Here is a 23,835-nt window from a genome sequence, read left to right on the forward strand (position 1 = left end):
AACTCGTCGGTGAAACGTTTGCTGGTCATAGATCCTCCGATCCTCAATAGACACTATCAGGTGTCTACGGAATCGGGGGCGTACCACGGTGCTGCGGCCACTGAGGGCGCCGAAGTAGCGACCGGTCTGCTTTGCTTTTGGCAATTTCACCGCTGCGCTTCTCAAAACGCGCGCGCCATGTTTCTAGCACCGTGATGTCGGCAAGCAGTTCATCCGGATCGGGCACCGCGACACCCCATCGACGCCTTGTCATGCTCAAAGTTCGAACATTTCGTCATGCCGGTAGTGATCTGCGCATAGTCTTCGTCGTCGACAATGACCCCGGCGACTCGCTGCGTTCCCACAACCGAGCTCGTGCGCTACATGGTGGGCAACGAACCTAGCGAACGTCGAGCACTAGCCATAGTCGGCATGAGCGCAAGCGCCTATCGCTATCAAGGTCGCTCCGATCGCAACGTGGCGCTTCGCGATCGCATCGTCGGCTTGGCGCAGCGCCAGCGACGGTGTGGCGTCGGCATGATCTACCTGAAGCTTCGGCAGGAAGGACTTGTGGTGAACTACAAGCGCGTCGAGCGGCTGCACCACCGATCCTGCCCTAAGTTTGACCAAATGAGGTTTGTCCTCTCGCCGTAGGTATTGAGTGACTCCGTCTGAGGCTGTTCGCGCAACATATCTATATGTTGATCAGCAGGCTAAGGCTTGAGTGCTGACCTCTTCTGCGCCAAGCCACTGCCCCGTCTTGCGGTGAATGCGAAGCACCCGAGGGTGACCGCCATGCGGTATTAGGACCAGATCTAGCGCAGGGCCGGCTGGCTCGTCGGGCTCAACTCCCACTCGGTACACGACGATACGGGCGAAGGTGTCGGCCACGAGTTGCCGTGCTTTCAGCCGCGCATCGTAATCCTGGCTCTTCACGCCAATCACTAGTTCACGCCAAGCGTCGGCGGTCGTCGGCGCCTTCCGAGATACGGCTGCCCATTCCGCGTCGGCGTCCGCCATCTCGTGCCGCAGCCGCTCGCCTTCATTCTCCAGTTCGCGGACCTTACGAAGAATGATCGCTGGCGCTGCCCCGTCGTCTTGCAGCAGTGCATCGGTCAGGCGCTTGAGCTGCGTCTCCACGTCGGCAACGCGTGCCTTGGCGACGGCGAGTTTCTGGCGAGCAGGCGGATCGACGGCGCCGCGATCCAGCAGGGCATCCAGGTTGATCTGGTCCGAACAGAAGTCCAACAGCGCCCGTTCGATCGGGGCAATGCTCGTGCTGCCGCCCACAGGACAACGGCGATAGGCCTGCCCTGAGCCGCATGACAGGCGACGGTAGGTGTCATGGAGCCGGCCGTCATCGTCTTTTTTCCGGCTCATGAGGTTCTGAGCCACCATGGCCGACCCGCAATACCCGCACTGAGTAAGGCGCAGGCCGGTGATGATCCCCGGCAATTCGCCTTTGCCCTTGCGCCGGCCCCGCTGTCGGATTTGGCCCTGCAGTTCGTCGAACGCCTCTGGACTCAGCAGGGCGGGGTAGTAGTCGGACAGGGTGTAATCGACGCCATCGACCGACAGGGTTTTCGTACCACGCAGGGCGGGCAGACGAAATAGCTTATAGAGATGGGTTGCCCGGCTCCCCTTAGCTGAGATGGACAGCCCGGCGGCATTGAGCCGATCCACGATGGCCAGCGGACCATGCCCGGCCCGAAACAAGTCGATGGCCATGCGGACGGCTTCGACCCGTTCCGGGATGAGCTTCCAGCCATCCGAATGCCACGCCAGCCATTGGGGATCCTTGCCATTGCGAATGCGACTGCGGTAAGCGCCGTCCAACCACCGCTCGCACTGACGTCGAATGGCGGCTTTGACCCGCTTGCTCTTGGTATCGCTTTCCTCATAGGCCCGAATCATCACCAGCAAGCTGTGGATCAGCTCCATGGGATTAGCCTTCAGTCGTTCCCGGTTGTACTCCCTGCCATCGCTGGCAGTCACCACGGTGATGCCGGCATGGATGATCTGGGCGAGCTGTGTCTGGGCTAGGAGAGGTTCGGCGCGGCTCAGTCGATCCAGGCCTTCCACGACCAGCACGGACCCCGCGGCAATCCGGCCCTCGTCCACGGCGCTGAGGAAGGTGCCCAGGGCTCCTTGTTTCACATGGCGCTGGTGGTAGGCGCTCAATCCTTCGTCACGGAGGGAGAGCGATGCATCGAGCTGCAACTGTCGGCTCTTGGCCCAGGTAGCCGCATACTCGGTCTGGCGATCGGCACTACTGCCGGTGGATTGTCGAGCGTCACTGAAGCGTAAGTAGCTATAGACCTTGATGTTTGTATCCACGTGAAGCATCGATCCCTGAGTAGACTGCGAAGTCTATATGGAATCTCATATGGCTGCCCAAAGAAGAAGTAACCAAGAAGAAAGGGCACCCTGCTTGGCGCCCTCAGCAGCGCAGCTGCTGAGGGTCCGTGAGGGCTGGCCGGGCTTTTTGACAGGGCATCCTTGCCCTGATCAAAAAGGCGGGGACATCGTGTCCCCGCCCCCTGCGGGGCCTTTTCGTCCAGCCCTCACCGCCGGCGCCAAGGGGACCCTGAAGATCAAGAGCAAAAGCGCACAAGCGGAACGCCGCGGCTGCGCCGCATGCTCTTCGTTCGATTTTCGCCCCGCCCGTCATCTCCCTCTCCCCGCCGGGGAGAGGGTTGGGGTGAGGGGCCGGTGCTGGCCCCACCGCTCACTGTTGGCAAATCAAAAGCCCTTTCCTTTACCCGAGATCAGCTACAAGATCGCCCCTTCGCCTGGACGGCCATACCCCGAGCCACCACGCCATCCTCAGCAATTTCACCCCGAGCGAGTGGCCCCGAGCCGCGTACGTGACCGACATTCACTCCCCCAGCGGCTCCACATCGAACAAGACCGTCAGCGCCCGCCACCGGACGCTTCACAGCCGCTGCTGCTCCATGCTGCTGCTCGTCTGCGCTTTGCTCGGAATCAGCGCTACGGTCAGAGCAAACCCGGCCTTCGACTACCGCGTGGGCATCCGCCTCTACAGCGGCGACGACGGTCTCCCGCAGTCGCATGTGAATGCCATCGTCCAGGCCCGCGACGGTTATCTGTGGGTTGGCACCTTTGGCGGTCTGGCCCGTTTCGATGGCACCACCTTCACTATCTTTCATGGCCGCTCGCGTTCGGGATCGGGACGCATCGACGCTCCTGCCAGCGATCGCATCACCTCGCTGCTCGAAAGCCGCGATGGAAATCTGTGGATCGGGACGGAAGACGCCGGATTGAGCATCCGCGGCCGCTCCGGCTTCCGGCATCTGCCGGTATGCGCCGCGAGCTGCCAGGTCAACGCGATGCTGCAGGGAGGGGATGGTGCGATCTGGGCGGCTACCAATGCGGGGTTGTTGAAGCTCGATCCGGTCAGCGGGGAGGTGCGCTGGAGCGAGCATTCGAGTCCGGTGGGCGACAACCAGCTGGCGATGGATCGGGCGGGGACGTTGTTTGTCGGTGGCAATAACGGCTTGCATAGGGTCGACGGCGATGCGTTTCGGAACATCGCCTTGCCGGCGAACGACCGCACGGTGTGGCTGCTGCGACTGGATGGCGACAGCTTGCTGGTCGGCACGGAGACCGAGCTTTACCGCTATACGCCGGCCATGCAGCGCTGGCTGGCGCTGGGCGTGGCGCAGCCCAGGGATGCGGCGCAGGCGCCGGACGGGCGCTGGTGGGTGGCGCAGGCCACGGGGGGCGTGCTGGCGCAGGACGGGCGTGGGGGATGGCAGGAAGCGCCCGAGCTGTCGGTGCCGGGCGTGGCCAATCTCACCTGGGACAACGAGGGCAATCTGTGGGCCGGCAGTGGGCATAACGGCTTGCTCAAGGTGCGTGCGCCGCTGTTCGGGCTGGTGGGCGAACGCAGGCTGGGTACCGCGATGGCTGGCCGTGCGATTGCCGCCGATGGCGAGGGCGGGCTATGGCTGGGTTCCGCCTGTGGCGGTCTCTTTCATTGGGATGCCGACGGCCGCGCGCGTGCGGTGCCGATGCAGCCGGCGCTCAGCAGCTCCTGCGTCTTCAGCCTGCTGCTGGATCGCCAGGGCCGCCTGTGGATCGGCACGGCGAACGGAGACCTCGGCCTGCTCGACAACGGCGCGGTGCGGCGGGTCGACACCTGGCCGAGCAAGGAGCCGGTCAATGTGTGGCAGCGCGGCGACGGTGCTTATCTGGTCTCCACCGGTGGCTCGACGTTCGCGCTCGACATCGATGCCGGCGGACGCATCGTCCGCCGCCAATCCATCGACGCCCTGCGCGGCATGCGCATCGGCAGCGTGAGCAAGGCGCTGCGTGGCGGCTACTGGTTCGTGGGCGATCATGGCGCGTGGCGATTGCAGGGCGGGCAGGTCGCCGAGCATTGGACGGTGGACGACGGGCTGTCCTCGCGCTTTGCGCGCGCGCTGCACGAGGACGCCAGCGGCAGCTTGTGGATCGGCACCTACGGCGGCGGACTCAACCGCATCAAGGACGGCCGCATCCAGTACTACGACCGCAGCAACGGCCTGTTCGACGACACCGTGTCCTGCATCGAGGACGACGGGCGCGGGCGCCTGTGGCTGGCGGGCAATCTCGGCGTGACGGTATTGCCGTCGCCGGGGCAGGCGGGCGCTTCGATCGAGTCGGTGCGTTTCGCCGAGCGCGACGGCCTGATCCCCGCCGAAATCAACGGCGGCGGTTCCGTCGCCTGTTATCGCGACGGGCAGGGGCGGCTGTGGTTTTCCCTGGTGTCGGGCTTCGGCGTGCTCGATCCGGCCAAGGTGCCGGGCACCGATCCCGCGCCGCCCACCTCGCACGTGGAATACGCGGCGGTGAACGGCCATGCGCTGGATCTTTCCGGTCCGCAGCTGGTGCTGCCGCCGTTCTCGCGCAACCTGGAAATTCGCTACACCGCGGTCAATCTCGGGCGCCCGCAGGAAACCCTGTTCCGCTTCCGCCTGGCTGGCGTGGATCGCGACTGGGTCGATGCCGGGCAGAGCCGCAGCCTGCTGTATCCGGTGGTGCCGTGGGGCGTGCACCAGCTCGAGGTGCAGGCGCGCGTGGTGGGTGGGCCGTGGGTGTCGGCACCGGCGGTGCTGACCATCGTGCATCCGCAGCCCTGGTATCAGCGGCCGTGGATCTGGACCCTGATCACCTTGCTCGGCCTGCTGGTGCTGGTCGCCGGCGGCCGTTCGGACGGGATCGGCGCTTCGGCCTGGCGGCGCCTGCGCTCGTAGCGGCTTTCAGGCTTCCGCCGTCTCGCCGCCGGTCGGCGGCAGCCGTATCTCGATGCGCGTGCCGCGGCCGGGCTGGCTGTCCATGGCGATGCTGCCGCCGCAGTCGGCCACGAAGCGGTGCACGATGCTGAGCCCGATGCCGGTGCCTTCGCCGCGCGGCTTGGTGGTGAAGAACGGCGTGGACGCATGCGCGAGCACGTCGGGCGCCATGCCGACGCCGCCGTCCTCGATGCGGATCAGCGCATGCGTGCCGTCGACGTGGGCCGAGACGCTGAAATGGCCGCCCTGCGGCATGGCGTCGGAGGCATTGCTGGCCAGGTTCAGCAGGGCCAGTTCCAGTTCGTCGCGATCGGCCCGCACCAGCAGATCGCCGGCGGAGATATCGAATTCCACCTTGATGCGCGGATGGAACATCGCGGCGATCAGCGCCGACATTTCGTCGATCGCCTCGCCCAGGTCGAACACCGCCATGTCGCGGCTCTGCGGACGGCTGAAGCTGAGCAGGCGGCGGGTGAGGATGGTGCCGCGCCGGGCCGCGCGCTCGATGCGCGACAGCGCCATGTCCGGCCCGCCGTTGGAGGCGGGCGAAGCGACCAGGCCCAGGATCACGCTGAGGATATGGTTGAAGTCGTGGGCCACGCCGGTCGACAGGCGGCCGATCGCTTCCATGCGCTGCGATTCCAGCAGCCGCGCATAGGCCTGGTCCTTCTCGTCCATGGTGCGCTGCAGTTCGCGGTAGGCGGCATCCAGTTCGTGGCTGCGCGCGATGGCGCGCTGCGAGGAAAGGATCAGGCGATCCAGGATGGTCGCCAGCACCAGGAAGTTCATGCCGGACAGAAACAGGCTGGACCAGGTTTCCGCGCCGGCCACGGCATTCGTCGCGCCATGCAGGTCGCTCCACGCACCCAGCAGCACCGACAGCACGCTGCCCAGCGCCACCCACCACACCGCGGCGCGGCCCAGCAGCAGGCCGGCCAGCAGCAGCGGCAGCAGGTGGATCATCAGCAGGTCCGGCTGGGCCTGCAGTCCGTAGACGGCGTAGTTGATGCCGATCAGCAGCAGGCTGCCGATCACCGTGAGGCTGGCCGAGCCGCGGTAATAGCCGGCGCGTGCCAGCGCGAAGCAGGCCCATGCGTAGGCGCCGATGGCCATGGCGGTCCACGCATCCTGGGGTTGCGCGGCATCGGTACCGCGCTGCGTCGCGATGGCGGCGATCGAGGCCACCGTGCCGACCGCGGCGAGAATCGCCTGCAGCATCCGGTCGCTGCGCGGTTCGGCGGTAGGGAAGGGCAGCGGCCGCCGATGCGTGAAGGACTGCAGCGGATTCGAGGAGGCTTCGGTGGACATGGCGACCGTGTCGACAGGTGGAATGGGGCGGGGATGCCACGGCGGACACAAGGATCAGGCGCACCGATTCGCGCCGCTGCCTTGTGCCGGGCACGCATTGTAGGGCGCTCGCTGCGCAAGCCCAGCTTCGCACTTTATCCGTGACATCGGCTTCACACCCGAGCGTTGTAGTCTCCGGGCGTTTTCAGGGGGCTGAATCCACGATTTCCGCAACAAAAGCATGCCGGCGTCCGTAGGTATTCACGGCGTCCACATGCGGCTGTCGCCCCCGTGCTGTGGTGGTCTTGAGGCACCTCGGGGAGTCCAGCCAGCTCGCCCGTCCATGCGTCGACGTTGGCTGGAGCACATCACTTCTAAAGCGTAGTGGGGCGGACCGACAGATCGGTCCAGGGAGCGCTCTATGAAAGACATCGTTCGCCTGCGGGCAGCCGCTTTGCGTATTCCTGCGCGGGTCGCAACGACCGTTCTGCGCAGCCATGCCGAATGGGGCAACACGGAATAGTTCCATCCATCCGCGAGGCGGTGCAATGCACTCGCCCCGGCACGCATGCGTTAACCGGCGGACATTTCATTTTCTTTCTTTGCGGTAACGACGGAAGCGGCGCACGGCCCGGCCGGCTCGTGTCGCGCGCCTCCATTCTTCAGACAGGGGGAATCGTCATGGCAGACAGCAGCAGCACCACCAATAAGTCCCGTTCGATCAGCACGGCACCGGCGTCGATCTCGACCGCCACCTTTACCGTGGCCGATTATCTGTTGACGCGGCTCAAGCAATTGCAGGTCACCGAGGTCTTCCAGATACCCGGCGACTACGTCAAGCACTTCACCCAGGCGCTGGAATACTTCGACGGCGTCACCGCAATCGGCGCCATCAACGAACTGGATGCGGCCTACGCCGCCGACGCCTATGCGCGCACCCGCGGCCTGGCCGCCGTGTCGCTGCAATTCGGCGTCAGCACCTATAGCGCGCTCAACGCGATTGCCGGCGCCTGGGTCGAGCGCAGCCCGATCGTGGTGATCAGCGCCACGCCCGGCGCCGACATGCGCGACATCACCGACATGTACGACGTGCTGTTCCACCACTCCACCGGCGACCTCAATTCGGACCGCGCCATTTACGAGTACGTGACCGTCAAGGCGATCACGCTCAGCACCAACGTGGGCGCGGCCGAACAGATCGACGAGCTGCTGGTCGAGGCGATCACCCAGAAGCGCCCCGTCTACATCGCCTGCTACAAAGAGGTGTGGGGCCAGCCCTGCGCGCGCCCGCCGGCCACGCCGCTCAAGCCGCGCGTCACGCGCAGCCCCGAGCTGGCGCTGCGCAATGCGGTGGACCAGGCCTGGATGCAGATCACCCAGGCCAAGCAGCCGCTGATCTTCGCCGGTGTCGAGGTGCTGCGTTTCGGGCTCTCCGGCCTGCTGCAGAAGATCATCGACGCCAGCGGCCTTCTCTACACCACCACCAGCCTGGGCAAGGCGGTGCTGGACGAGCAGGGCGACAAGTTCATCGGCACTTACTCGGATGCGGCCTCGATCGAGGCAGTGCGCGAGATCGTAATGGCCTCGGACTGCGTGCTGACCCTGGGCGCCATCATCACCGACGACTACCTCGCCTTCATCGAGAGCAAGTACGGAAGCATGGTGCTGGCCGACACCGACGGCGTGCGCGCCGGCTATTTCAAGTACGGCGACGTCACCATGCAGGACTTCATGGAAGCACTGCTGGCGCGCTTCGTCGCGAGCAAGGCTTACCCGATCAAGGCCAAGGCGCCGCCGCAGCCGAAGTATCCCAACCCGTGGGCGGCCAACTCCGACCCGGTCTACGACGTCGATCCGCAGATCATCACCTACAACCGCTTCTTCGCGAACACGATGAAATTCCTGCAGGACAAGAACCTGCTGAAGGACATCGTGATGACTTACGGCGTGAGTTCCGCCATGTACGTGGCCACCAACTGCTATGGCCTGTCGCAGGGCAGCTTTATCGCCTCGGCGGCGTGGCAGTGCATCGGTTTCGAGACCGGCGCGGCCTCCGGCGCCCAGCTGGGCAGCGGCAAGCGCGCCTGGACCGTGGCCGGCGACGGCGGCTTCATGATGGTCTGCCAGTCGCTGTCCACGCTGGCGCGCAACCAGCTCAACGCGGTGATCTTCGTGATGAGCAACCAGGTCTATGCGATCGAGCAGGTCTACGTGGACATGTCCGCGTTCAAGCCCGGCCCGAAGCACAAGTTCGATGCCTTCGACATCCTGCCCAAGTGGGACTACCTCGCCCTGGCCCAGGCCTTCGGCGCGGAAGGCATCCGCGTGACCACGGTGGACGAACTCAATGCGGCGCTGCCGCGCATCGCCAAGATCAAGAACAAGCCTGTGCTCGTCGAAGTCGTCATTCCGCAAAAGGATCTGCCCGGCCAGATGTACCGCCTCGGCAGCGAGTAATGCTGCCAGCCACTCTCATACAGGGAGCTACAGAACCATGACACAGAAGACCTATGCGATCTTCGGGGCCGGCGCCGCCGGCCTCTACACGGCCTGGCGGTTGCTCAGCGGCCAATCCAAACAAGCCAAGTTCAATGCCAAGCAGCTGAAGAAGGGCGACATCCTGGCGCTGCACGACTGGGGCCGCTACGACTTCACCAAGCGCCATCCGGGCACCCGCGCCGCGGGCGCGCGCGTCTGCACCTGGCATTACAACAACGACAAGACCAACTCCTACGTCGAACTCGGCGGCATGCGCTATTCGCACTGGAACCGGATTCCGACCAAGGAGTTCCCGGATCCGAACAACGGCCTGGCGCCGGGCCACCGCGTGGTCACCGCGGTGATTTCGCTGCTGGGGCTGGACAAGTATTCGGTGCCGTTCAATGTCACCAATAACCAGCTGTTCTATCTGCGCTCGCGCAATTTCTATCTGAACGGCATCACCTCGAATACGCCGGCGCCGTATGCGGTGAACAACTTCGGCGCGTCCACCACGCCCGACCAGGGCTTCACCATCGTGCAGGACCTGGCGACCACCAAGCCATGGGCCGATTTCACCCGCCGCGACTGGTGCTCGTTCTATCAGCACGGGCGTATCACGGCGAAGCTGCCGGAGGCCAGCGTGTTCCAGCAGGGCGATTACCTGAAGGATATCGGCTACTGGAACCTGCTTTACGATCAGCTCGGTTCGGAAGGCTACGACTACGCGGCCGACGGCAACGGCTACAGTTCCAATGTGATCAACACGCATGCCGGCGTGTCGTTCAATATCAACAACGAGTTCACCCCGGGCAGCCAGTACCGCACGCTGTCGATCGGCTACTCGGGCATGTTCAATGCGCTGTTCGAGGAGATCCTGAAGCTGGCCAAGGCCAAGGGCATCGACTTCCGCTACCACCCCGACACGCGCCTGCATTCGATCCTGTCGAAGTCCGGCAAGGCGGTTTACACCACCGCGCTGCGTGCCGATCCCAATCTCCCCGTGGGCGGGGGCGAGGCCGATGCCGCGTGGATGGCGATGCCGCGCGCCGCGATCGACCTGGTGGCGCAGGCCACGCGTTTCCGCGCGCCGGCCAAGGGCGAGGTGGACGTGCTCAATCACGAGAAGGTGAGCCTCTATCTCGAAGCGACCATCATGCAGCCCTCGTACAAGATCGGCATGTTCTTCGACCAGCCGTGGTGGTCGCCCGACATCGACAATCCGGCGCCGTATCCGGCCATGGTGGTCGGCTACACCATTACCCCCGACACCATCGCCGGGCTGCGCGCGCAGAAATTCCCCGCCGCCGCGTTGAAGGCGATGGCGACGATGATCGAGGTTCCGTACGAGTCGGCCGGGGACATGGTGAAGGCGATCGAGAACATCACCGAGCAGGCCTTGACCATTCAGCAGGTCAAGCAGCTCACCGCGGCGTCGCGCAACGACACCATCGGGCCCAGCGTCACCAATTCGCCGATCCGCATGGTGGTGTACTTCGGCAACAACGCGACCACGCCGAAGAAGAAGCCGGTCTACGGCATCCTGGCCAGCTATGACGACGAGGACAACACCGCGTTCTGGCACGAGCTGGAACTGGGGCCCAAGCGCCTGCGCGAGATCCCCAGCTCGTCGGACACCCAGCCCCTGGAGGGGCCGCGCAAGGTGCCCGCGCGCATGGTGAAGATGCTGCGCAAGATGCTGGCCGAGCTGCACTTCGGCCCGAACACGGACTACACCGCCGTGCCGGAGCCGCTGGAATCGGCCTACATGGACTGGGCGCTGCCGCCGTTCAATGCCGGCTATCACGAATGGGCGCCGCACTACGACATCGGCGACGTGCAACGGAAGATCCGCAAGCCCTCGCAGCTGATCAAGGGCGCCGATGCCGACATCTTCATCGTCGGCGAGGCTTATTCCAACGACCAGGCCTGGGTGGAGGGCGCCTACTGCACCTCGGAATCGGTCTTGAACGATTTCTTCGGCATCGAGCCGATCATCGACAACAAGGCCTATCCGTTTATCTGTCCGGAAGAGTCGGTGGTCGGCAATGCCGACGACGTCGAGAAGTTCCTGCGTAATATCGACCCGACGCGGCAATCGGAGGAGTCCGAGCCCGTGTAAGGGATCGCCTGCATGTTGTACGAGAAAGCCCCGCGATGCGGGGCTTTCTCTTATGGGCAGGACGGCGGGGGATTACTTGGTGGTATAGCCGCCGTTGATCAGGATGGTCTGGCCGGTAATCCACCAGCCTTCGCTCACCAGATGACGGATGAACGGCACCACGTCCTGGATATCCGTAAGGCCCGTCTTGGAGAACGGCGACAGCGCCGCGGCCCCTTTGTGATAGGCCACCGCATCCGCGCCTTCGGCCGGATAGAAGAACGGCGTATCCATCGGCCCCGGACCCACGGCCGTGACCGAGATGCCGCGCTCGCCGAACTCCTTGGCCGCCGCACGGGTGAAGTGTTCCACCGGCGCCTTGGTACCGGCGTAGGACGCATAGAACGGAGTGAAGGCACCGAGCAGCGAAGTGACCAGGGTGACCACCTTGCCGTTGTCGTTGACGTGGCGGCCGGCTTCCTTGAGGAAGAAGAACGCCGTCTTGGCATTCACTGCGGACATCTCGTCGTATTCCGCCTCGGTGATCTCCACCAGCGGCTTCTTCAGCACCTTGCCCACGGTATTGATGGCGATATCCGGCCGGCCGACCGCGGCGACCGCCTCGGCGAACAGCTTTTCCACCGCGGCGGCGCGGGTGAGATCGGCCTGGATCGCCACCGCCTGCGCACCCGTGGCTTTCACGGCGGCCACGGTCTCGTCCGCGGCGGCCTTGGTGGCGGCGCTGTTGTAGTGGACGACCACGGCCTTGGCACCGTGCTGGGCCAGATCGCGTGCGATCAGGCCGCCCAGGTTCTTGGCGCCGCCGGCGATCAGCACGGTTTTGCCCTTGATGGAATGATCTGCCATGACTTGTCTCCTGAGAGGTGAGGGTGAGACGAGTCTAGGCAGCGGCCTGCCGCGGATCATCCCGCTGCGGCGGGATGGATCATCCAGAAATTCAGACTAATCCTTATAGGAACAGGACGATCCACCGAGTCACTCGATGGATCGCACCTGTCGTCAGACGTCGTCGATACGAGTTTCGGAAAGCGCACCGAGGCTCAGCGACTCGGCGTATTCGCTAAGAAAGCGCACGGCGACGAACAAGCCTTCCACATAGGTCGGCGGCAACGGCCATTCACCGGGTGCATTCGGCTGTCCACTGGCTTGGCGCTCGCGGAAGGCATCGCTGTTGGCGAGCAAATCATTGATCACATTCACCGCCATATGTATGCCGGCCAGGCGGGTAAGCAAACGTTCTTGAGAATCTTCGACCTCGTCAGTGAGATAAATCGGGCGACCTAGGGGATTAGTCGCGGTGTTAATACGCAAATCGTCCGCGGAGGGGATGGTGTAGATATCTGCCGTATGATCCTTGCTAGCCATGATCGACTTTCCTATAGGAGTTGGTTGTGGTCAGCGGGCCGGTCGGGGTTGCAGCCCTACCGGCCCGCGCTTTTTTTGTGCTGAAAGAAGGATGGTCGCGTGCGAAGTGATGCAACACGCAACTTCGCCACGCTAGCAAAGCATGGTGTGAGTGTCTGTCGGGTGAGGACGACAGGAGAGAGGGGATTTGCGTAGGCGTGTTGCGGATGCGCGTGGTGCGTGGGAATGGCAATCGCGTTGAGGTTGAAGAGTTGTGGTGTCAGTGAGGTGCTTCAAAGGGCGATGTGTTAGTTGGAGTGCGATGTTTGTTGTGGATCGCTTCGAGTTTTTAAGAGCGAGTCGCTACGAAGTTCATCGCATCGCTCCGACCGGCCCCTCACCCCAACCCTCTCCCCGGAGGGGAGAGGGGGATGACGGCAGACGCGAAAATCGAGCGAAGAGCATGCGGCGCAGCCGCGGCGTTCCGCTTGCGCGCTTTTGCTTTCGCTCCTGCACTTGCTCTTGATCTACCGGGTCCCCTTGGCGCCGGCGGTGAGGGCTGGACGATCAGGCCCCGCAGGGGGCGAGGACAGGAGTCCTCGCCTTTTTGATCAGGGCATGGATGCCCTGTCAAAAAGCCCGGCCAGCCCTCACGGACCCTCAGCAGCTTTGCTGCTGAGGGCGCCAAGCAGGGTGCCCTCTCTTTTTGGTTACTTTTTCTCTGGGCACGCAGAGAAAAAGTAACTCGGGCCGCGGCAGCGGCACGAAACACTCGCCAAAGGCGAGACACCCAAGCGCCAGCGCAACATCAAGCGCAAAGGCCCTGGATTCCAGCTCTCGCTGGAATGACGAGCAAAGCGGATTCCGACCTACGTCGGCACAACGAGTAAGGGCGGATTCCGGCCCAAACCGGAATGACGAGAAGGTAGCGTCTCACGCCACCCCCATCTCCCTCTCAAGGTTCCCCACCACCCTCTGCAACAACCCCATCAACACCAAAACCTCCCCCTCCTCCAACCCCGCCAGCATCCTCCGCTCACCAAGATTCAACACCCTCTGCGCCTCAGGCAACTTGCCCAAAGCCAACTCCGTAAGGTGCACGAAGCTGCTGCGCCCATCCGCCGGATCGGCGCGCCGCTCCACCATCCCGTCGCGCTCCATCCGCGCCAGCGTCTGCGCCATCGACGGCTGCTCGATCTGCGCCATCTCGGCGAGCTGCTTCTGCGTCATCGGCCCGTGGTGCTTGAGCATGGCGACCACGGGAATCTGTGCGCCGGCCAGCCCCAGCGGCCGTAGCCGCGCATCGCCAGCGCGCAGCAGCAGCCGGCTGGCGCGGTTGATCAGCTGGCCGATGCGGGGGCGCATCGGGGTGGAAGCGGTCGATTTGCCCATTGACATAGGCTCCTATGCATCTCAGGATAAATAGCATCCTATCTTTTTCGGCGAGGGCCGGCAATGAAACCTCGTATCGCGATCGCGGGCGGCGGCCCTGGCGGTCTTACCCTGGCGCGCATCCTCCATCGCCATGGCTGGCAGGCCACGGTATTCGAGCGCGAGGCCGACCCGCTGGCGCGGCCGCAGGGCGGCACGCTGGATATCCATGAGGAGTCCGGCCAGCACGCGCTGGCGCTGGCGGGGCTCACCGACGAGTTCCTGCGCATCGCGCGCTACGAGGACCAGGGTTCGAAGCTGCTCGACATGCACGGCCGCGTGCTCTACGAGGAAGCCGACGCCGCCGGCGGCAACCGGCCCGAGGTCGACCGCACCGCCTTGCGCGCCATGCTGCTCGCATCCTTGCCTGACAACTGCGTGCGCTGGAACAGCGACGTGCGCGAAGTGCGGCAGAACGCCGATGGTGGCTGGCAGCTGCTGCTGGCGGACGGCTTCGCCGGCAACTTCGACCTGGTGGTCGGCGCCGATGGCGCATGGTCGCGCCTGCGCCCGCTGCTGTCGCCGTACCTGCCGCAGTACAGCGGCCTGGCTTTTATCGAGTTCGGCATTGACGAGGTGGACGACCGGCACCCCGCGCTGTCGCTGCTGGTGGGGCGCGGCAAGCTGGATGCGGAAGGCGAGGGCAAGGGCTTGATCGTCCAGCGCAACGGCAACGCGCACCTGCGCGGCTATGCCGTGTTCCGGGTGCCGATGGCGTGGGTGGAGCGCCGCTTCGATGTCGCCGATCCGGTGGCCGCACGCGCGGAGCTGCTGCGCCAGTTCGCAGGCTTCGCGCCGGAGCTGCTGGACCTGATCCGCGCGAGCAACGACGCCATCGCGCCGCGCTACATCCACGCGCTTCCCGTCGGCCATCGCTGGCCGCACCGCCGCGGCATCACCTTGCTGGGCGATGCCGCGCATCTGATGTCGCCGTTCGGCGGCGAGGGCGTCAATGCCGCAATGCTCGATGCGGCAGAGCTGGCCATGCAACTGGTGAGTGGCGGCGACTGGGATGCCGCGGTGGCGGCTTACGAGGCGCATATGTTCGAGCGGGTCATCGAGGCGGCCGAGGGTTCGGCGGAAGCCGCGGCGACCCAGCTTTCGCACGATGGGCTGGCTTTGTCGCTGGAGCATTGGCGCAGCCATGCGGCGCGACCCCAGGCGGCCTGAAGGCCGCCGCGGGAGAGGGCGCGGCGTACTCTGATAAGTCGCCAGGCGAGCTACGATATTTCGTGGTTACTTATCGGACTATTCCATGCCAGACCGAATCATCGAATCCGTTACCATCGAAGCGCCCCCGTCCACCGTATGGGAAAGCCTCACCCAGCCCGACCTCATGCGCGACTGGATGGGCGAGCCCGCCATGAAACTCGAAGTAAGCGCGGACTGGCGCATCGGCGGCGCCGTCAGCGTGCGCGGCGTGCACACCGGCCGCTTCGAGAATCGCGGCAAGGTGCTGGCCTTCGAACCGGAACGGCGCTTGAGCTATACGCACCTCAGTTCCGTATCCCGACTGCCGGACGAGCCCTCCAGCTACACCGTCTTGGAGTTTCGCCTTACACCGCTGGGCGAACAGACCCGGCTGGACTTCGAGGCGCACACCTTCCCCACTGAAGTGATCTTCCGCCATCTCGCTTTCTACTGGGGCGGCACGCTGGATGCGATCGCGCGACAGGCGGCATCCCGCCATGGCCGCGAAAAGCATGCGTGATATTCCTAAGAAATCAGAATTGACTGAATGAGCCACGCCGGGAAGCCGCTCGCACATTAGGTTTTTCTGCGACTTTTCCTGCTTTTGCAGCCTGCGGTCCCTTATCCATTTCCTAGTGTTTTGGATCGCGCCGATTGCTTTTCTGCGCACCGCTGTTGGAACGTTGCTGTAGGCGAGCGGGAAGAGCGTTGTAGGCCATCGGCATGGGAACGAGCAGATTCTTGATCGGCCGGCTACCGGCGATGGCCTTGGCAGCCTGCCTGTGTTTTTCCGGCGCGGTCCGCGCGGCGGACCTGTACTGGTGCGACGGATGCACGCCGGAACAGGAGAAGGCCATGCTCGGGCGCGTCGAACACGGCCAGGCGTGGTCCGAGGTCTATGTAGGGGATCCCTCCACGCGCACCCTGCACAAGTACGGCGTGGCCCGCAGCTGGGGCCAGGCGCTGCCGTACGATGTGCGGCGCAAGTGGACCGAGCCGGAAGTCGAATCGGCGTTCGCGCAGCTGCTGCGCTTTCACGACGCGGCGCCGATGGGTTGGAAGAAGACCTACACGCTGCGCATCGTCGATTCGGCCAGGGAGGCGGTGGATTACTTCAACCGCAAGGTCATCCCGGTCTCCGACTACCCCGATCCCGGCATCTCGGTCTACGACGTGCTGGAGGACGCGCGCCAGCGCCGCTATTTCGAAGGCTATGTACAGGCGGACATCCTGCGCCGGATTCCGCTGGACCTCGGCATCACCCGGCGCAGCCTGGCCTATCTGCACACCACCGACAGCGCGCGCAGCCCGGTGGTCAGCGTGCTGGTGCAGTTCACCGACGGCAGCCGCATCGCGGCCAGGCTGGATATCGCCGACGGCCTGATGGTGAAGATCGACGAGCGCAGCGCGCGCGATCCGCGCAACCGCGCCGTCTCGGCCATGCCGGCCGCGGATGGCGGGCGGGCGCGCATCCATGCGGCGGAAGCGGGCGAGGGCGGCAGCTGGGCAAGCCGCGATTACATCGCCGACGCACTGCCCGGCATGGGCGGCTGAGCCGCAATTTCAGAGTTCGCCGCATGGCGCGCGGCGTCGTGCTTGCCCATGCTGTACCTGTCCCGGCACCGAAGGCGGCGCTCTCCGAGGCGCTGGGTCCGGGGCAATAGCCCGTGCGTTCCTGCGGTGACGCATACCGCAGTCGTTCTTCCCCCGAGACGGATTTCTCGGGGGTTTTTTTTGGGCCTACCCCCAAGGCCGCGCCGCGCATCCAGGAATGTGACGAGGCCAGCAGATGCCTGCCATGGCGGCTTGCGCCTCTCCACTCCTTGCCGCCATTGCGCTAGCTTCCGCCCGGTATCCACGCGCGCCCCGGCGCCGGCCTGACGTTGCGCCTGGCCGACGCCTACGACCGTGTCATCGGGCGCCGACATTGAAGGAAGGGGGAGTACCCGATGTTCGTTCGCCGTCCGAGATGGCCCGCCTGGCCGGTGCTGCTGGCTTCGCTGTGCCTGGCCGCCTGTGCCCAGGTGCCGCTGAAGTCCGGCCAGCCGGTGGTGGTGGCCGACCATGCGCGCTTCTCCTTTCTTACGCCGACCCTGGTGCGCATGGAGTACTCCCCCGGCGGCGCCTTCGTGGACGCGCCCACCGCGGTGATGCAGAAGCGCGACTGGGCGCCGGTCACCGTGCACGTATCGCGCGAGAAGGGTTGGCTGGTGGCCGGCACGGACGCGATGACCCTGCGTTATCGCCTGAACTCCGGCCCCTTCAACGCCGACAACCTCAAGGTGACCTGGACCGCCGGAAAACCGGGTGAGTGGCACCCCGGCGCGGACGACGCGCAGAACCTCGGCGGCCTGACCTATTCGCTGGACAACGTCAGCAAGGCCAACCTCACCGGCAATCCGCTGGAAAGCCCGGTGAATGACGTGATCCCCGGCATCGAGGTGAAGCTGGAGAAAGCCAAGCCCGGCCTGCTCAGCCGCAGCGGCTACGCCTTCGTCGACGACAGCGGCACGCCGCTGTGGAACAAGACCTCGCAATGGATCGAGCCGCGCAAGGAGCGCAGCGGGCAGGACTGGTATCTGTTCGCCTACGGCAACGACTACCGCAAGGCGCTGGGCGAGTACGCGCAGTTGAGCGGCGAGATCCCGATGATCCCGCGCTACGTGCTCGGCCCGTGGATCACCGATTTCAATTTCGAATACTTCCCCGGCACCGCGGAAGCGAAGCAGCCCGCGTTCCAGCGCTACAACCGGAAGATGCTGGAGGACGAGGTCAGCCGCCTGCGCGCCGCGCGCATTCCGTTCGACACCCTGGTGCTGGATTTCGCCTGGCACAACTACGGCTGGGACGGCGGCTACGACTGGAGCCCGCTGATTGCGCAACCGGACCGCTTCGTCACCTGGCTGCACGGGCGCGGCGTGAAGCTCGGGCTCAACGATCATCCGGGCTATGCCAATACCAAGGAAAGCATCCTGTCCTTCGACGACAGCCATGCACCCGGCGTGCTGGAGGCACTGGGCAAGCCGCCGCTGGTGAGGCCGTCGTTCGATCTGGACCTGTCCGGCCGCTGGCGTTTCGCGATCGATCCGCGCGACGTGGGCATCAAGGCCAAGTGGTACGCGTCCGACTTCGATGCGCGCAGCTGGAAGAGCATCCAGACCGACCGCTCCTGGCAGGTGCAGGGCCAGCCGAACTATGCGGGCGTGTCCTGGTACCGCAGCGACGTGCGCCTGCCGGCCGATCTGCCCAAGACGCTGTATCTGGTGCTCGGCGAGGTGGACCAGAGCTACCGCATCTTCGTCAACGGCCAGGAGCTGCAGCACAGCCAGATCCAGTGGCCGCAGCGGTTGACCTATACCGACGTCGCGGCGGTGACCAAGCCCGGCGAGACGATCCACATCGCCCTGCGCGTGGAACCCGGCCGCGGCGGCGGCGGCCTGCTGCGCGGGCCGGTGGCGCTGCGCGACGTGCATCCGCCGGAACCCATCGCGTTCGATCTGTCCGACCAGCGCCAGGCGGAGGTCTTCATGCGCCGGCTGCACGAGCCGCTGATGCGCCAGGGCGTGGACCTGTGGTGGGTGGATGGCGGTGGCGGTGCCACCGGGATGCCGGGCCTCAATTCGCAGTTGTGGACCAACAAGGTGTTCTACGACTTCAGCGCGCAGGCTACCGGCAAGCGCGGCTTTATCCTCGGCCGCTACGGCGACTGGGGCAGCCAGCGCTATCCGGGCTTCTTTACCGGCGACACCTATTCGGAATGGCCGGTGCTGGCCTATGAAGTGGCGTTCACCGCGCGCGGCGGCAATGTGCTGGTGCCTTACATCAGCCACGATATCGGCGGTTTCCACGGCGCCAAGATCGACTTCGACCTCTACGCCCGCTGGATCGAGTTCGGTACCTTCAGCCCGCTGCTGCGCATGCACAGCGCCCATGCCAATCCGCGCGAGGGCAATACGCGCATGCCGTGGATGTATGGCGACAAGGGCCTGGCGCTGATGCGCAAATACTTCACCCTGCGCACCCAGCTGATTCCCTACATCTATTCCTACGCCTGGCTCGCGCATACCGAATCACTGCCGCTGCTGCGCCCGCTGTACCTGCAGCATCCGGAGCTGGAAGAGGCCTACAAGCAGCCCTACGAATACTTCTTCGGCGAAGACCTGCTGGTGGCACCGGTGCTCGACACCAGCGGCCAGCGCACGGTCTATCTGCCGCCCGGTCAGTGGGTCGATTTCTTCAAAGGCAAGCGCTATCAGGGCGACACCACCTTCACCGCCCGCTACGCCTCCGATGACACTCCCGTATTCGCCCGCGCCGGCGCCATCGTGCCGATGCAGCCACCGAGCGACTACTCGGACGCGAAGCCGCTGGACACGCTGATCCTGCACGTATTCGGCGACGGCGACGGCAGCTTCTCGCTCTACGAGGACGACGGCGTATCGCTGGATTACGACAAAGGCGGACACGCCATCACCACCATGCACCACAGCACCGGCCAGGACGGCACGCACGAGTTGACGATCGACGCCGCGCAGGGCGAGTTCAAGGGGCAGGTGCAGAAGCGCGCATACGAGCTGCGCCTTCATGCGGCAAAAAAGCCCGGTGCTTTGACCGTGGACGGCAAGCAAGGGCAGGCGTGGAAGTGGAATGCGAAGGAAGGCGTGGCGACGGCGACGGTGCCAGCGCGGTCGGTGCGCGAAGCGGTGCGCTTGAGTTGGCATTGAATGAAGCGACAATCCCGGCGTAGGTTGGGGTGAGCCGCAGGCGAACCCCAACACCCACACCTTCACGCACCTCGCCACGTTGGTATGGCAGGGTTTCACGTTGCGCTCCGAGAGACCCCTCACTTCTCCCTCTCCCCGGAGGGGAGAGGGAGAAGTGGGGTGGCGTCGCATACAGGGGCGAAGAGCAAAAGCTGGCCTCAGTCGCGGAACGTCCTCTCGGCAACGGCACGTTGAAGGACGCGTCACGTAAACGCACTGCCGTTTCGTGTCGACTCTGGTTAATCCGTTTCCACGGCCGCCACTGCTCCTTCTAGTCGCGTCGCGAGCCGTTGCTCTCAGGCCATTTCTTTTGGGTTACTTTTTCTTTGGGCCAGCAAAGAAAAAGTGACTCGGGCGCCGGCAGGCGTCCGAAATGCCCGCTGCATAAGCGGCCAAGTCGCGGTAACGCGACAATCGAACGATACCGTTACTGGATCCCGGCCTACGCCGGGATGACGAGCAAGTGCGGGACGACAACTCAGGGCGCCCCCTGCGCCCCACACCCCACCGGCAACGGCAAAAACATCGGCCTCGCAGCCACAGCCTGATCCCGCCAAATCACATCCCGCCCCACCCGGCGCACATCCGTCTGCCCCGTAAGCGCCATGCTCACACTCAACTCCTTCCGGATGATCTCGATCGTCCGCGCCACCCCTTCCTCCCCCATGGCCCCCAACCCATAAAGAAACGCCTTGCCGATCAACCCGGCGCGCGCCCCCAGCGCCAGCGCCTTCAAGACGTCCTGTCCACTGAGAATCCCACCATCGAACAAAACTTCGAGATCATCGCCAACTGCATCGGCAATCCGCGGCAACACCTCGATACTCGCCGGCGCCCCATCGAGCTGCCGCCCACCATGGTTGGACACCACGATCGCATCGACCCCATGCGCCGCCGCCAGCCGCGCATCCTCCTCGTCCATGATCCCCTTGAGGATCAACTTCCCCGGCCACAACTCGCGGATCCATTCCAGATCCTTCCAGTTGAGCGTGGGATCGAACTGATTGGCGATCCACTGCGCCAGCGTGGTCAGGCTGCCGGTGCCCTCGATCCGCCCGGCCAGATTGCCGAACGAGCGGCTCGGTGCGCGCGCCATGCTCCAGGCCCAGCGCGGCTTGCTCATGATGTCGAACAGATTGCGCAGGGTGACCTTGGGCGGCACGCTCAGGCCATTCTTGATCTCGCGGTGGCGCTGGCCCTGCACGGTAAGGTCGGCCGTCAGCATCAGCGCGGAGCAGCCGGCGTCCTTGGCGCGGCGGATCAGGTCGCGCGCGAAGCCGCGGTCGCGCATCACGTAGAGCTGGAACCAGAACGGCGCATTCACCGCCGCGCGCACCTGCTCGATCGAGCAGATCGACACGGTGCTGAGGCAGAACGGAATGCCCGCCTTCAGCGCCGCGCGCGCGCCGAGGATTTCGCCGGCGCCGTGCTGCAAGCCAGTCAATCCGGTAGGCGCGATAGCCAGCGGCATCGACACCGGCTGGCCCACCACGGTGGTGGCGAGCGAACGCTGGTCCACGTCCATCATCACGCGCTGGCGGAAGCGGATGCGCTCGAACGCGGCGCGGTTGTCGCGCAGCGTCAGCTCGTCGTAGGCGCCGCGGTCGGCGTACTCGAAGAACGCCCGCGGCACACGGCGGCGGGCGAGTTCGCGCAGGTCCAGTACGTTGGTGATCGGCGTGGCCATGCTCCGGCTCCTGCTCAGCGCGCCGCCACGGCCGGCGGCTCCTGCCAAACAGGGCCATCGGGGAAGCGGTACTCGGCCAGCGTACGCTCATGCATGCGCGCCGAGAAACCGGGGGCGGTGGGCGCCAGGTAATGGCCGTCGCGGATGGTCACCGGGTCGTCGAAATGCTCGTGAAGGTGGTCGACGAATTCGATCGCGCGGTCGTCCTTGCGGCCGGTGATCGCCACGAAGTCGGCCATCGCCAGATGCTGCACCAGCTCGCACAGGCCCACGCCGCCGGCATGCGGGAATACGCGCACGCCGAACTTCGCCGCCATCAGCAGGATCGCCAGGTTCTCGTTGACGCCGCCGACGCGCGCGGCGTCGATCTGCACCAGGTCGACCGCGCCGGCCTGGAACAGCTGCTTGAACATCACGCGGTTGTGGGTGTGCTCACCGGTGGACACCGGCACCGACACGGCACGGCGGATCGCGGCGTGGCCGAGCACGTCGTCGGGGCTGGTGGGTTCTTCGATCCAGGCCAGGTCGAAACCTTCCAGGCGTCGCAGCCAGTCGATCGCGGCGTGCACGTCCCAGCGCTGGTTGGCATCCACCGCGATGGCCACGTCGGGGCCGACGGTTTCGCGCACCAGGCGGCAGCGGCGCACGTCGTCTTCCACGCTCAGGCCGACTTTCAGCTTGATGGTGCGGAAGCCTTCGGCCACCGCTTCGCGCGCCAGGCGCAGCATTTTCTCGTCGGTGTAGCCGAGCCAGCCGGGCGAGGTGGTGTAGGCGGGATAGCCTTCCTTCAGCAGCTGTTCGATGCGCGCGGACTTGGCCGGCTCGGCAGCGCGCAGCATCTGCAGCGCCTCGTCCGGGGTCAGCGCGTCGCTGAGATAGCGGAAGTCGATGGCGGCGACCAACTGCTCCGGCGAAAGCTCGGCGATATAGCGCCACAGCGGCTTGCCGGCGCGGCGCGCGGCGAGATCCCAGCCGGCGTTGATCACCGCGCCGATCGCCATGTGCATCACGCCTTTTTCCGGCCCCAGCCAGCGCAGCTGCGAGTCGCCGACCATGCGCGCGGCGAAGCCGCCCAGATCATCGGTCACTTCATCCAGGGTCAGGCCGACCACATACGGACGCAGCGCATCGAGCGCGGCCTTCTGCACGTCGTTGCCGCGGCCGATGGTGAAGGCCAGGCCGTAGCCGGCCAAGCCCGCCGGATCGTCCGTGCGCAGCACCGCGTAGGCGGCGGAGTAGTCCGGATCCGGGTTCATCGCGTCGGAGCCGTCGAGCTGGCGCGAAGTGGGGAAACGGATGTCGTAGGTATCTAGCGCGGTGATCTTCACCGGAGCACGTGTCGCCATGCGGCCGGCCTCCCTCTGCCGGTTGAAAAAAGATGGGCCGGCGCTCAGCGCGCGTCGGCCGGGTGGGCGTGGACCTGCTGGCGTTGCCGGCCGAGGCCGTCGATGCCCAGCTCGATCACATCGCCGGGACGCAGATAGGTCGGCGGCTTCAGGCCCAGGCCTACGCCGGCGGGCGTGCCGGTGCTGATCACGTCGCCGGGCAGCAAGGTCATGTAGCGGCTGATGTAGCTGACCAGTTTGGCCACGCCGAACACCATGTCGCTGGTGCTGCTGTCCTGGTAGCGGTGGCCGTTCACTTCCAGCCACAGGTGCAGGTTCTGCGGATCGGTCACTTCGTCGGTGGTGACCAGCCAGGGGCCGAGCGGGCCGAAGGTGTCGCAGCTCTTGCCCTTCACCCACTGGCCGCCGTGTTCCAGCTGGAACTCGCGCTCCGAAAGATCGTTGATCACGATATAGCCGGCCACGTGTGCGAGCGCCTCGTCGACGGATACATCGCGCGCGGTCTCGCCGATCACCACGCCCAGCTCCACTTCCCAGTCGGTGCAGATGGAGCCGCGCGGAATCACCACGTCGTCGTTCGGGCCCATGATCGCGGTGGTGGCCTTCATGAACAGCACCGGCTGCTCCGGCACCGGCTGGCCGGTTTCGGCGGCGTGGCGCGCGTAGTTCATGCCGACGCAGATGATCTTGCTCACCGGCGCCACCGGGGCGCCGAAACGCGGCGTGCCTTCGACCGCGGGCAGGGTGGAAGGATCGAGCGCGGCCAGGCGCGCACGGCCTTCGCGGTTGATCACGTAGGGATCGATATCGGCAACGTGCTCGGACAGGTCGCGCAGCACGCCATCCTTGTCGATCAGGCCGGGTTTCTCGTTGCCATGGGCGCCGTAGCGAACCAGTTTCATGTTCGATT

16 protein-coding genes and 1 pseudogene are annotated in these 23,835 nt (G+C 65.2%); 9 read left to right on the forward strand and 8 right to left on the reverse strand.

Annotated elements, in window-relative coordinates; genetic code table 11:
• Both KK141_RS21070 and KK141_RS21075 read left to right on the forward strand, forming a co-directional pair.
• A partial coding sequence (locus KK141_RS21070; protein ID WP_214587352.1) for a hypothetical protein occupies positions 1 to 195 on the forward strand: 195 nt, incomplete at its 5' end.
• A gap of 156 nt (positions 196 to 351) precedes the next feature.
• A pseudogene (locus KK141_RS21075) lies at positions 352 to 582 on the forward strand (IS3 family transposase); the annotation flags it as partial.
• 102 nt (positions 583 to 684) lie between these two features.
• Here the strand turns inward: KK141_RS21075 and KK141_RS21080 are convergent.
• Positions 685 to 2,316, reverse strand: coding sequence for a recombinase family protein (locus KK141_RS21080; RefSeq protein WP_345777623.1), 1,632 nt, complete (start codon positions 2,314 to 2,316; stop codon positions 685 to 687).
• Between the two features lie 617 nt (positions 2,317 to 2,933).
• Between KK141_RS21080 and KK141_RS21085 the strand changes: the two genes are divergently transcribed.
• Positions 2,934 to 5,237, forward strand: a complete 2,304-nt coding sequence (locus KK141_RS21085; protein WP_214587353.1) for a two-component regulator propeller domain-containing protein — start codon at positions 2,934 to 2,936, stop codon at positions 5,235 to 5,237.
• Positions 5,238 to 5,243: 6 nt separating this feature from the next.
• Here KK141_RS21085 and KK141_RS21090 read toward each other — a convergent pair whose 3' ends face one another.
• A complete protein-coding gene (locus tag KK141_RS21090; protein ID WP_214572990.1) occupies positions 5,244 to 6,584 on the reverse strand; it encodes an ATP-binding protein in 1,341 nt (446 codons plus the stop codon).
• Positions 6,585 to 7,244: 660 nt separating this feature from the next.
• Here KK141_RS21090 and KK141_RS21095 point away from each other — a divergent pair.
• Entirely contained in the window at positions 7,245 to 9,020 is a 1,776-nt protein-coding gene (locus KK141_RS21095; protein WP_214572991.1) for a thiamine pyrophosphate-dependent enzyme, read from the forward strand.
• Between the two features lie 37 nt (positions 9,021 to 9,057).
• Positions 9,058 to 11,163: an FAD-dependent oxidoreductase gene (locus tag KK141_RS21100; RefSeq protein ID WP_214572992.1), complete on the forward strand. Its 2,106-nt coding sequence runs from the start codon at positions 9,058 to 9,060 to the stop codon at positions 11,161 to 11,163.
• 72 nt (positions 11,164 to 11,235) lie between these two features.
• On the opposite strand, the gene KK141_RS21105 is transcribed toward KK141_RS21100, so the two are convergent.
• The 3 genes from KK141_RS21105 to KK141_RS21115 form a co-directional block, all read right to left on the reverse strand.
• Complete coding sequence (locus tag KK141_RS21105; protein ID WP_214572993.1) at positions 11,236 to 12,009, reverse strand: SDR family oxidoreductase; 774 nt, start codon at positions 12,007 to 12,009, stop codon at positions 11,236 to 11,238.
• Positions 12,010 to 12,162: 153 nt separating this feature from the next.
• A complete protein-coding gene (locus tag KK141_RS21110; RefSeq protein WP_214572994.1) occupies positions 12,163 to 12,528 on the reverse strand; it encodes a hypothetical protein in 366 nt (121 codons plus the stop codon).
• A 912-nt stretch (positions 12,529 to 13,440) separates the two neighbouring features.
• Complete coding sequence (locus tag KK141_RS21115; protein ID WP_214572995.1) at positions 13,441 to 13,899, reverse strand: MarR family transcriptional regulator; 459 nt, start codon at positions 13,897 to 13,899, stop codon at positions 13,441 to 13,443.
• 63 nt (positions 13,900 to 13,962) lie between these two features.
• Here KK141_RS21115 and KK141_RS21120 point away from each other — a divergent pair, with 63 nt between their 5' ends.
• The 4 genes from KK141_RS21120 (at position 13,963) to KK141_RS21135 (ending at position 19,853) form a co-directional block, all read left to right on the forward strand.
• The gene (locus KK141_RS21120) at positions 13,963 to 15,108 is read left to right on the forward strand and encodes an NAD(P)/FAD-dependent oxidoreductase (protein ID WP_214572996.1); all 1,146 of its coding nucleotides are present in this window, start codon (positions 13,963 to 13,965) and stop codon (positions 15,106 to 15,108) included.
• A gap of 85 nt (positions 15,109 to 15,193) precedes the next feature.
• On the forward strand, positions 15,194 to 15,649 hold the full coding sequence (locus tag KK141_RS21125; RefSeq protein WP_214572997.1) for an SRPBCC domain-containing protein: 456 nt from the start codon (positions 15,194 to 15,196) through the stop codon (positions 15,647 to 15,649).
• 221 nt (positions 15,650 to 15,870) lie between these two features.
• Positions 15,871 to 16,683, forward strand: coding sequence for a hypothetical protein (locus KK141_RS21130; RefSeq protein WP_214572998.1), 813 nt, complete (start codon positions 15,871 to 15,873; stop codon positions 16,681 to 16,683).
• 395 nt (positions 16,684 to 17,078) lie between these two features.
• A complete protein-coding gene (locus KK141_RS21135; protein ID WP_214572999.1) occupies positions 17,079 to 19,853 on the forward strand; it encodes a TIM-barrel domain-containing protein in 2,775 nt (924 codons plus the stop codon).
• 517 nt (positions 19,854 to 20,370) lie between these two features.
• Here KK141_RS21135 and KK141_RS21140 read toward each other — a convergent pair.
• Genes KK141_RS21140 through KK141_RS21150 form a run of 3 tightly spaced genes read right to left on the reverse strand, consistent with a single transcriptional unit; the run spans position 20,371 to position 23,827 of the window.
• Positions 20,371 to 21,579: an alpha-hydroxy acid oxidase gene (locus KK141_RS21140; protein WP_214573000.1), complete on the reverse strand. Its 1,209-nt coding sequence runs from the start codon at positions 21,577 to 21,579 to the stop codon at positions 20,371 to 20,373.
• A 14-nt stretch (positions 21,580 to 21,593) separates the two neighbouring features.
• Entirely contained in the window at positions 21,594 to 22,925 is a 1,332-nt protein-coding gene (locus tag KK141_RS21145) for an enolase C-terminal domain-like protein (protein ID WP_214573001.1), read from the reverse strand.
• Between the two features lie 44 nt (positions 22,926 to 22,969).
• Complete coding sequence (locus KK141_RS21150) at positions 22,970 to 23,827, reverse strand: fumarylacetoacetate hydrolase family protein (protein WP_214573002.1); 858 nt, start codon at positions 23,825 to 23,827, stop codon at positions 22,970 to 22,972.
• Between the last annotated feature and the right edge of the window lie 8 nt (positions 23,828 to 23,835).

Origin of the sequence: Dyella sp. LX-66, from assembly GCF_018599165.1 — a bacterium.
GTDB classification, from domain to species: Bacteria; Pseudomonadota; Gammaproteobacteria; order Xanthomonadales; family Rhodanobacteraceae; genus Dyella_D; species Dyella_D marensis.

Bases quoted from the DNA above. Each gene is read 5' to 3' on its own strand.
- KK141_RS21085 (WP_214587353.1), top strand. From the start codon at position 2,934: ATGCTGCTGCTCGTCTGCGCTTTGCTCGGAATCAGCGCTACGGTCAGA.
- KK141_RS21105 (WP_214572993.1), bottom strand. From the start codon at position 12,009: ATGGCAGATCATTCCATCAAGGGCAAAACCGTGCTGATCGCCGGCGGC.
- KK141_RS21115 (WP_214572995.1), bottom strand. From the start codon at position 13,899: ATGGGCAAATCGACCGCTTCCACCCCGATGCGCCCCCGCATCGGCCAG.
- KK141_RS21145 (WP_214573001.1), bottom strand. From the start codon at position 22,925: ATGGCGACACGTGCTCCGGTGAAGATCACCGCGCTAGATACCTACGAC.
- KK141_RS21110 (WP_214572994.1), bottom strand. From the start codon at position 12,528: ATGGCTAGCAAGGATCATACGGCAGATATCTACACCATCCCCTCCGCG.
- KK141_RS21120 (WP_214572996.1), top strand. From the start codon at position 13,963: ATGAAACCTCGTATCGCGATCGCGGGCGGCGGCCCTGGCGGTCTTACC.
- KK141_RS21100 (WP_214572992.1), top strand. From the start codon at position 9,058: ATGACACAGAAGACCTATGCGATCTTCGGGGCCGGCGCCGCCGGCCTC.
- KK141_RS21135 (WP_214572999.1), top strand. From the start codon at position 17,079: ATGTTCGTTCGCCGTCCGAGATGGCCCGCCTGGCCGGTGCTGCTGGCT.
- KK141_RS21095 (WP_214572991.1), top strand. From the start codon at position 7,245: ATGGCAGACAGCAGCAGCACCACCAATAAGTCCCGTTCGATCAGCACG.
- KK141_RS21140 (WP_214573000.1), bottom strand. From the start codon at position 21,579: ATGGCCACGCCGATCACCAACGTACTGGACCTGCGCGAACTCGCCCGC.
- KK141_RS21125 (WP_214572997.1), top strand. From the start codon at position 15,194: ATGCCAGACCGAATCATCGAATCCGTTACCATCGAAGCGCCCCCGTCC.
- KK141_RS21090 (WP_214572990.1), bottom strand. From the start codon at position 6,584: ATGTCCACCGAAGCCTCCTCGAATCCGCTGCAGTCCTTCACGCATCGG.
- KK141_RS21150 (WP_214573002.1), bottom strand. From the start codon at position 23,827: ATGAAACTGGTTCGCTACGGCGCCCATGGCAACGAGAAACCCGGCCTG.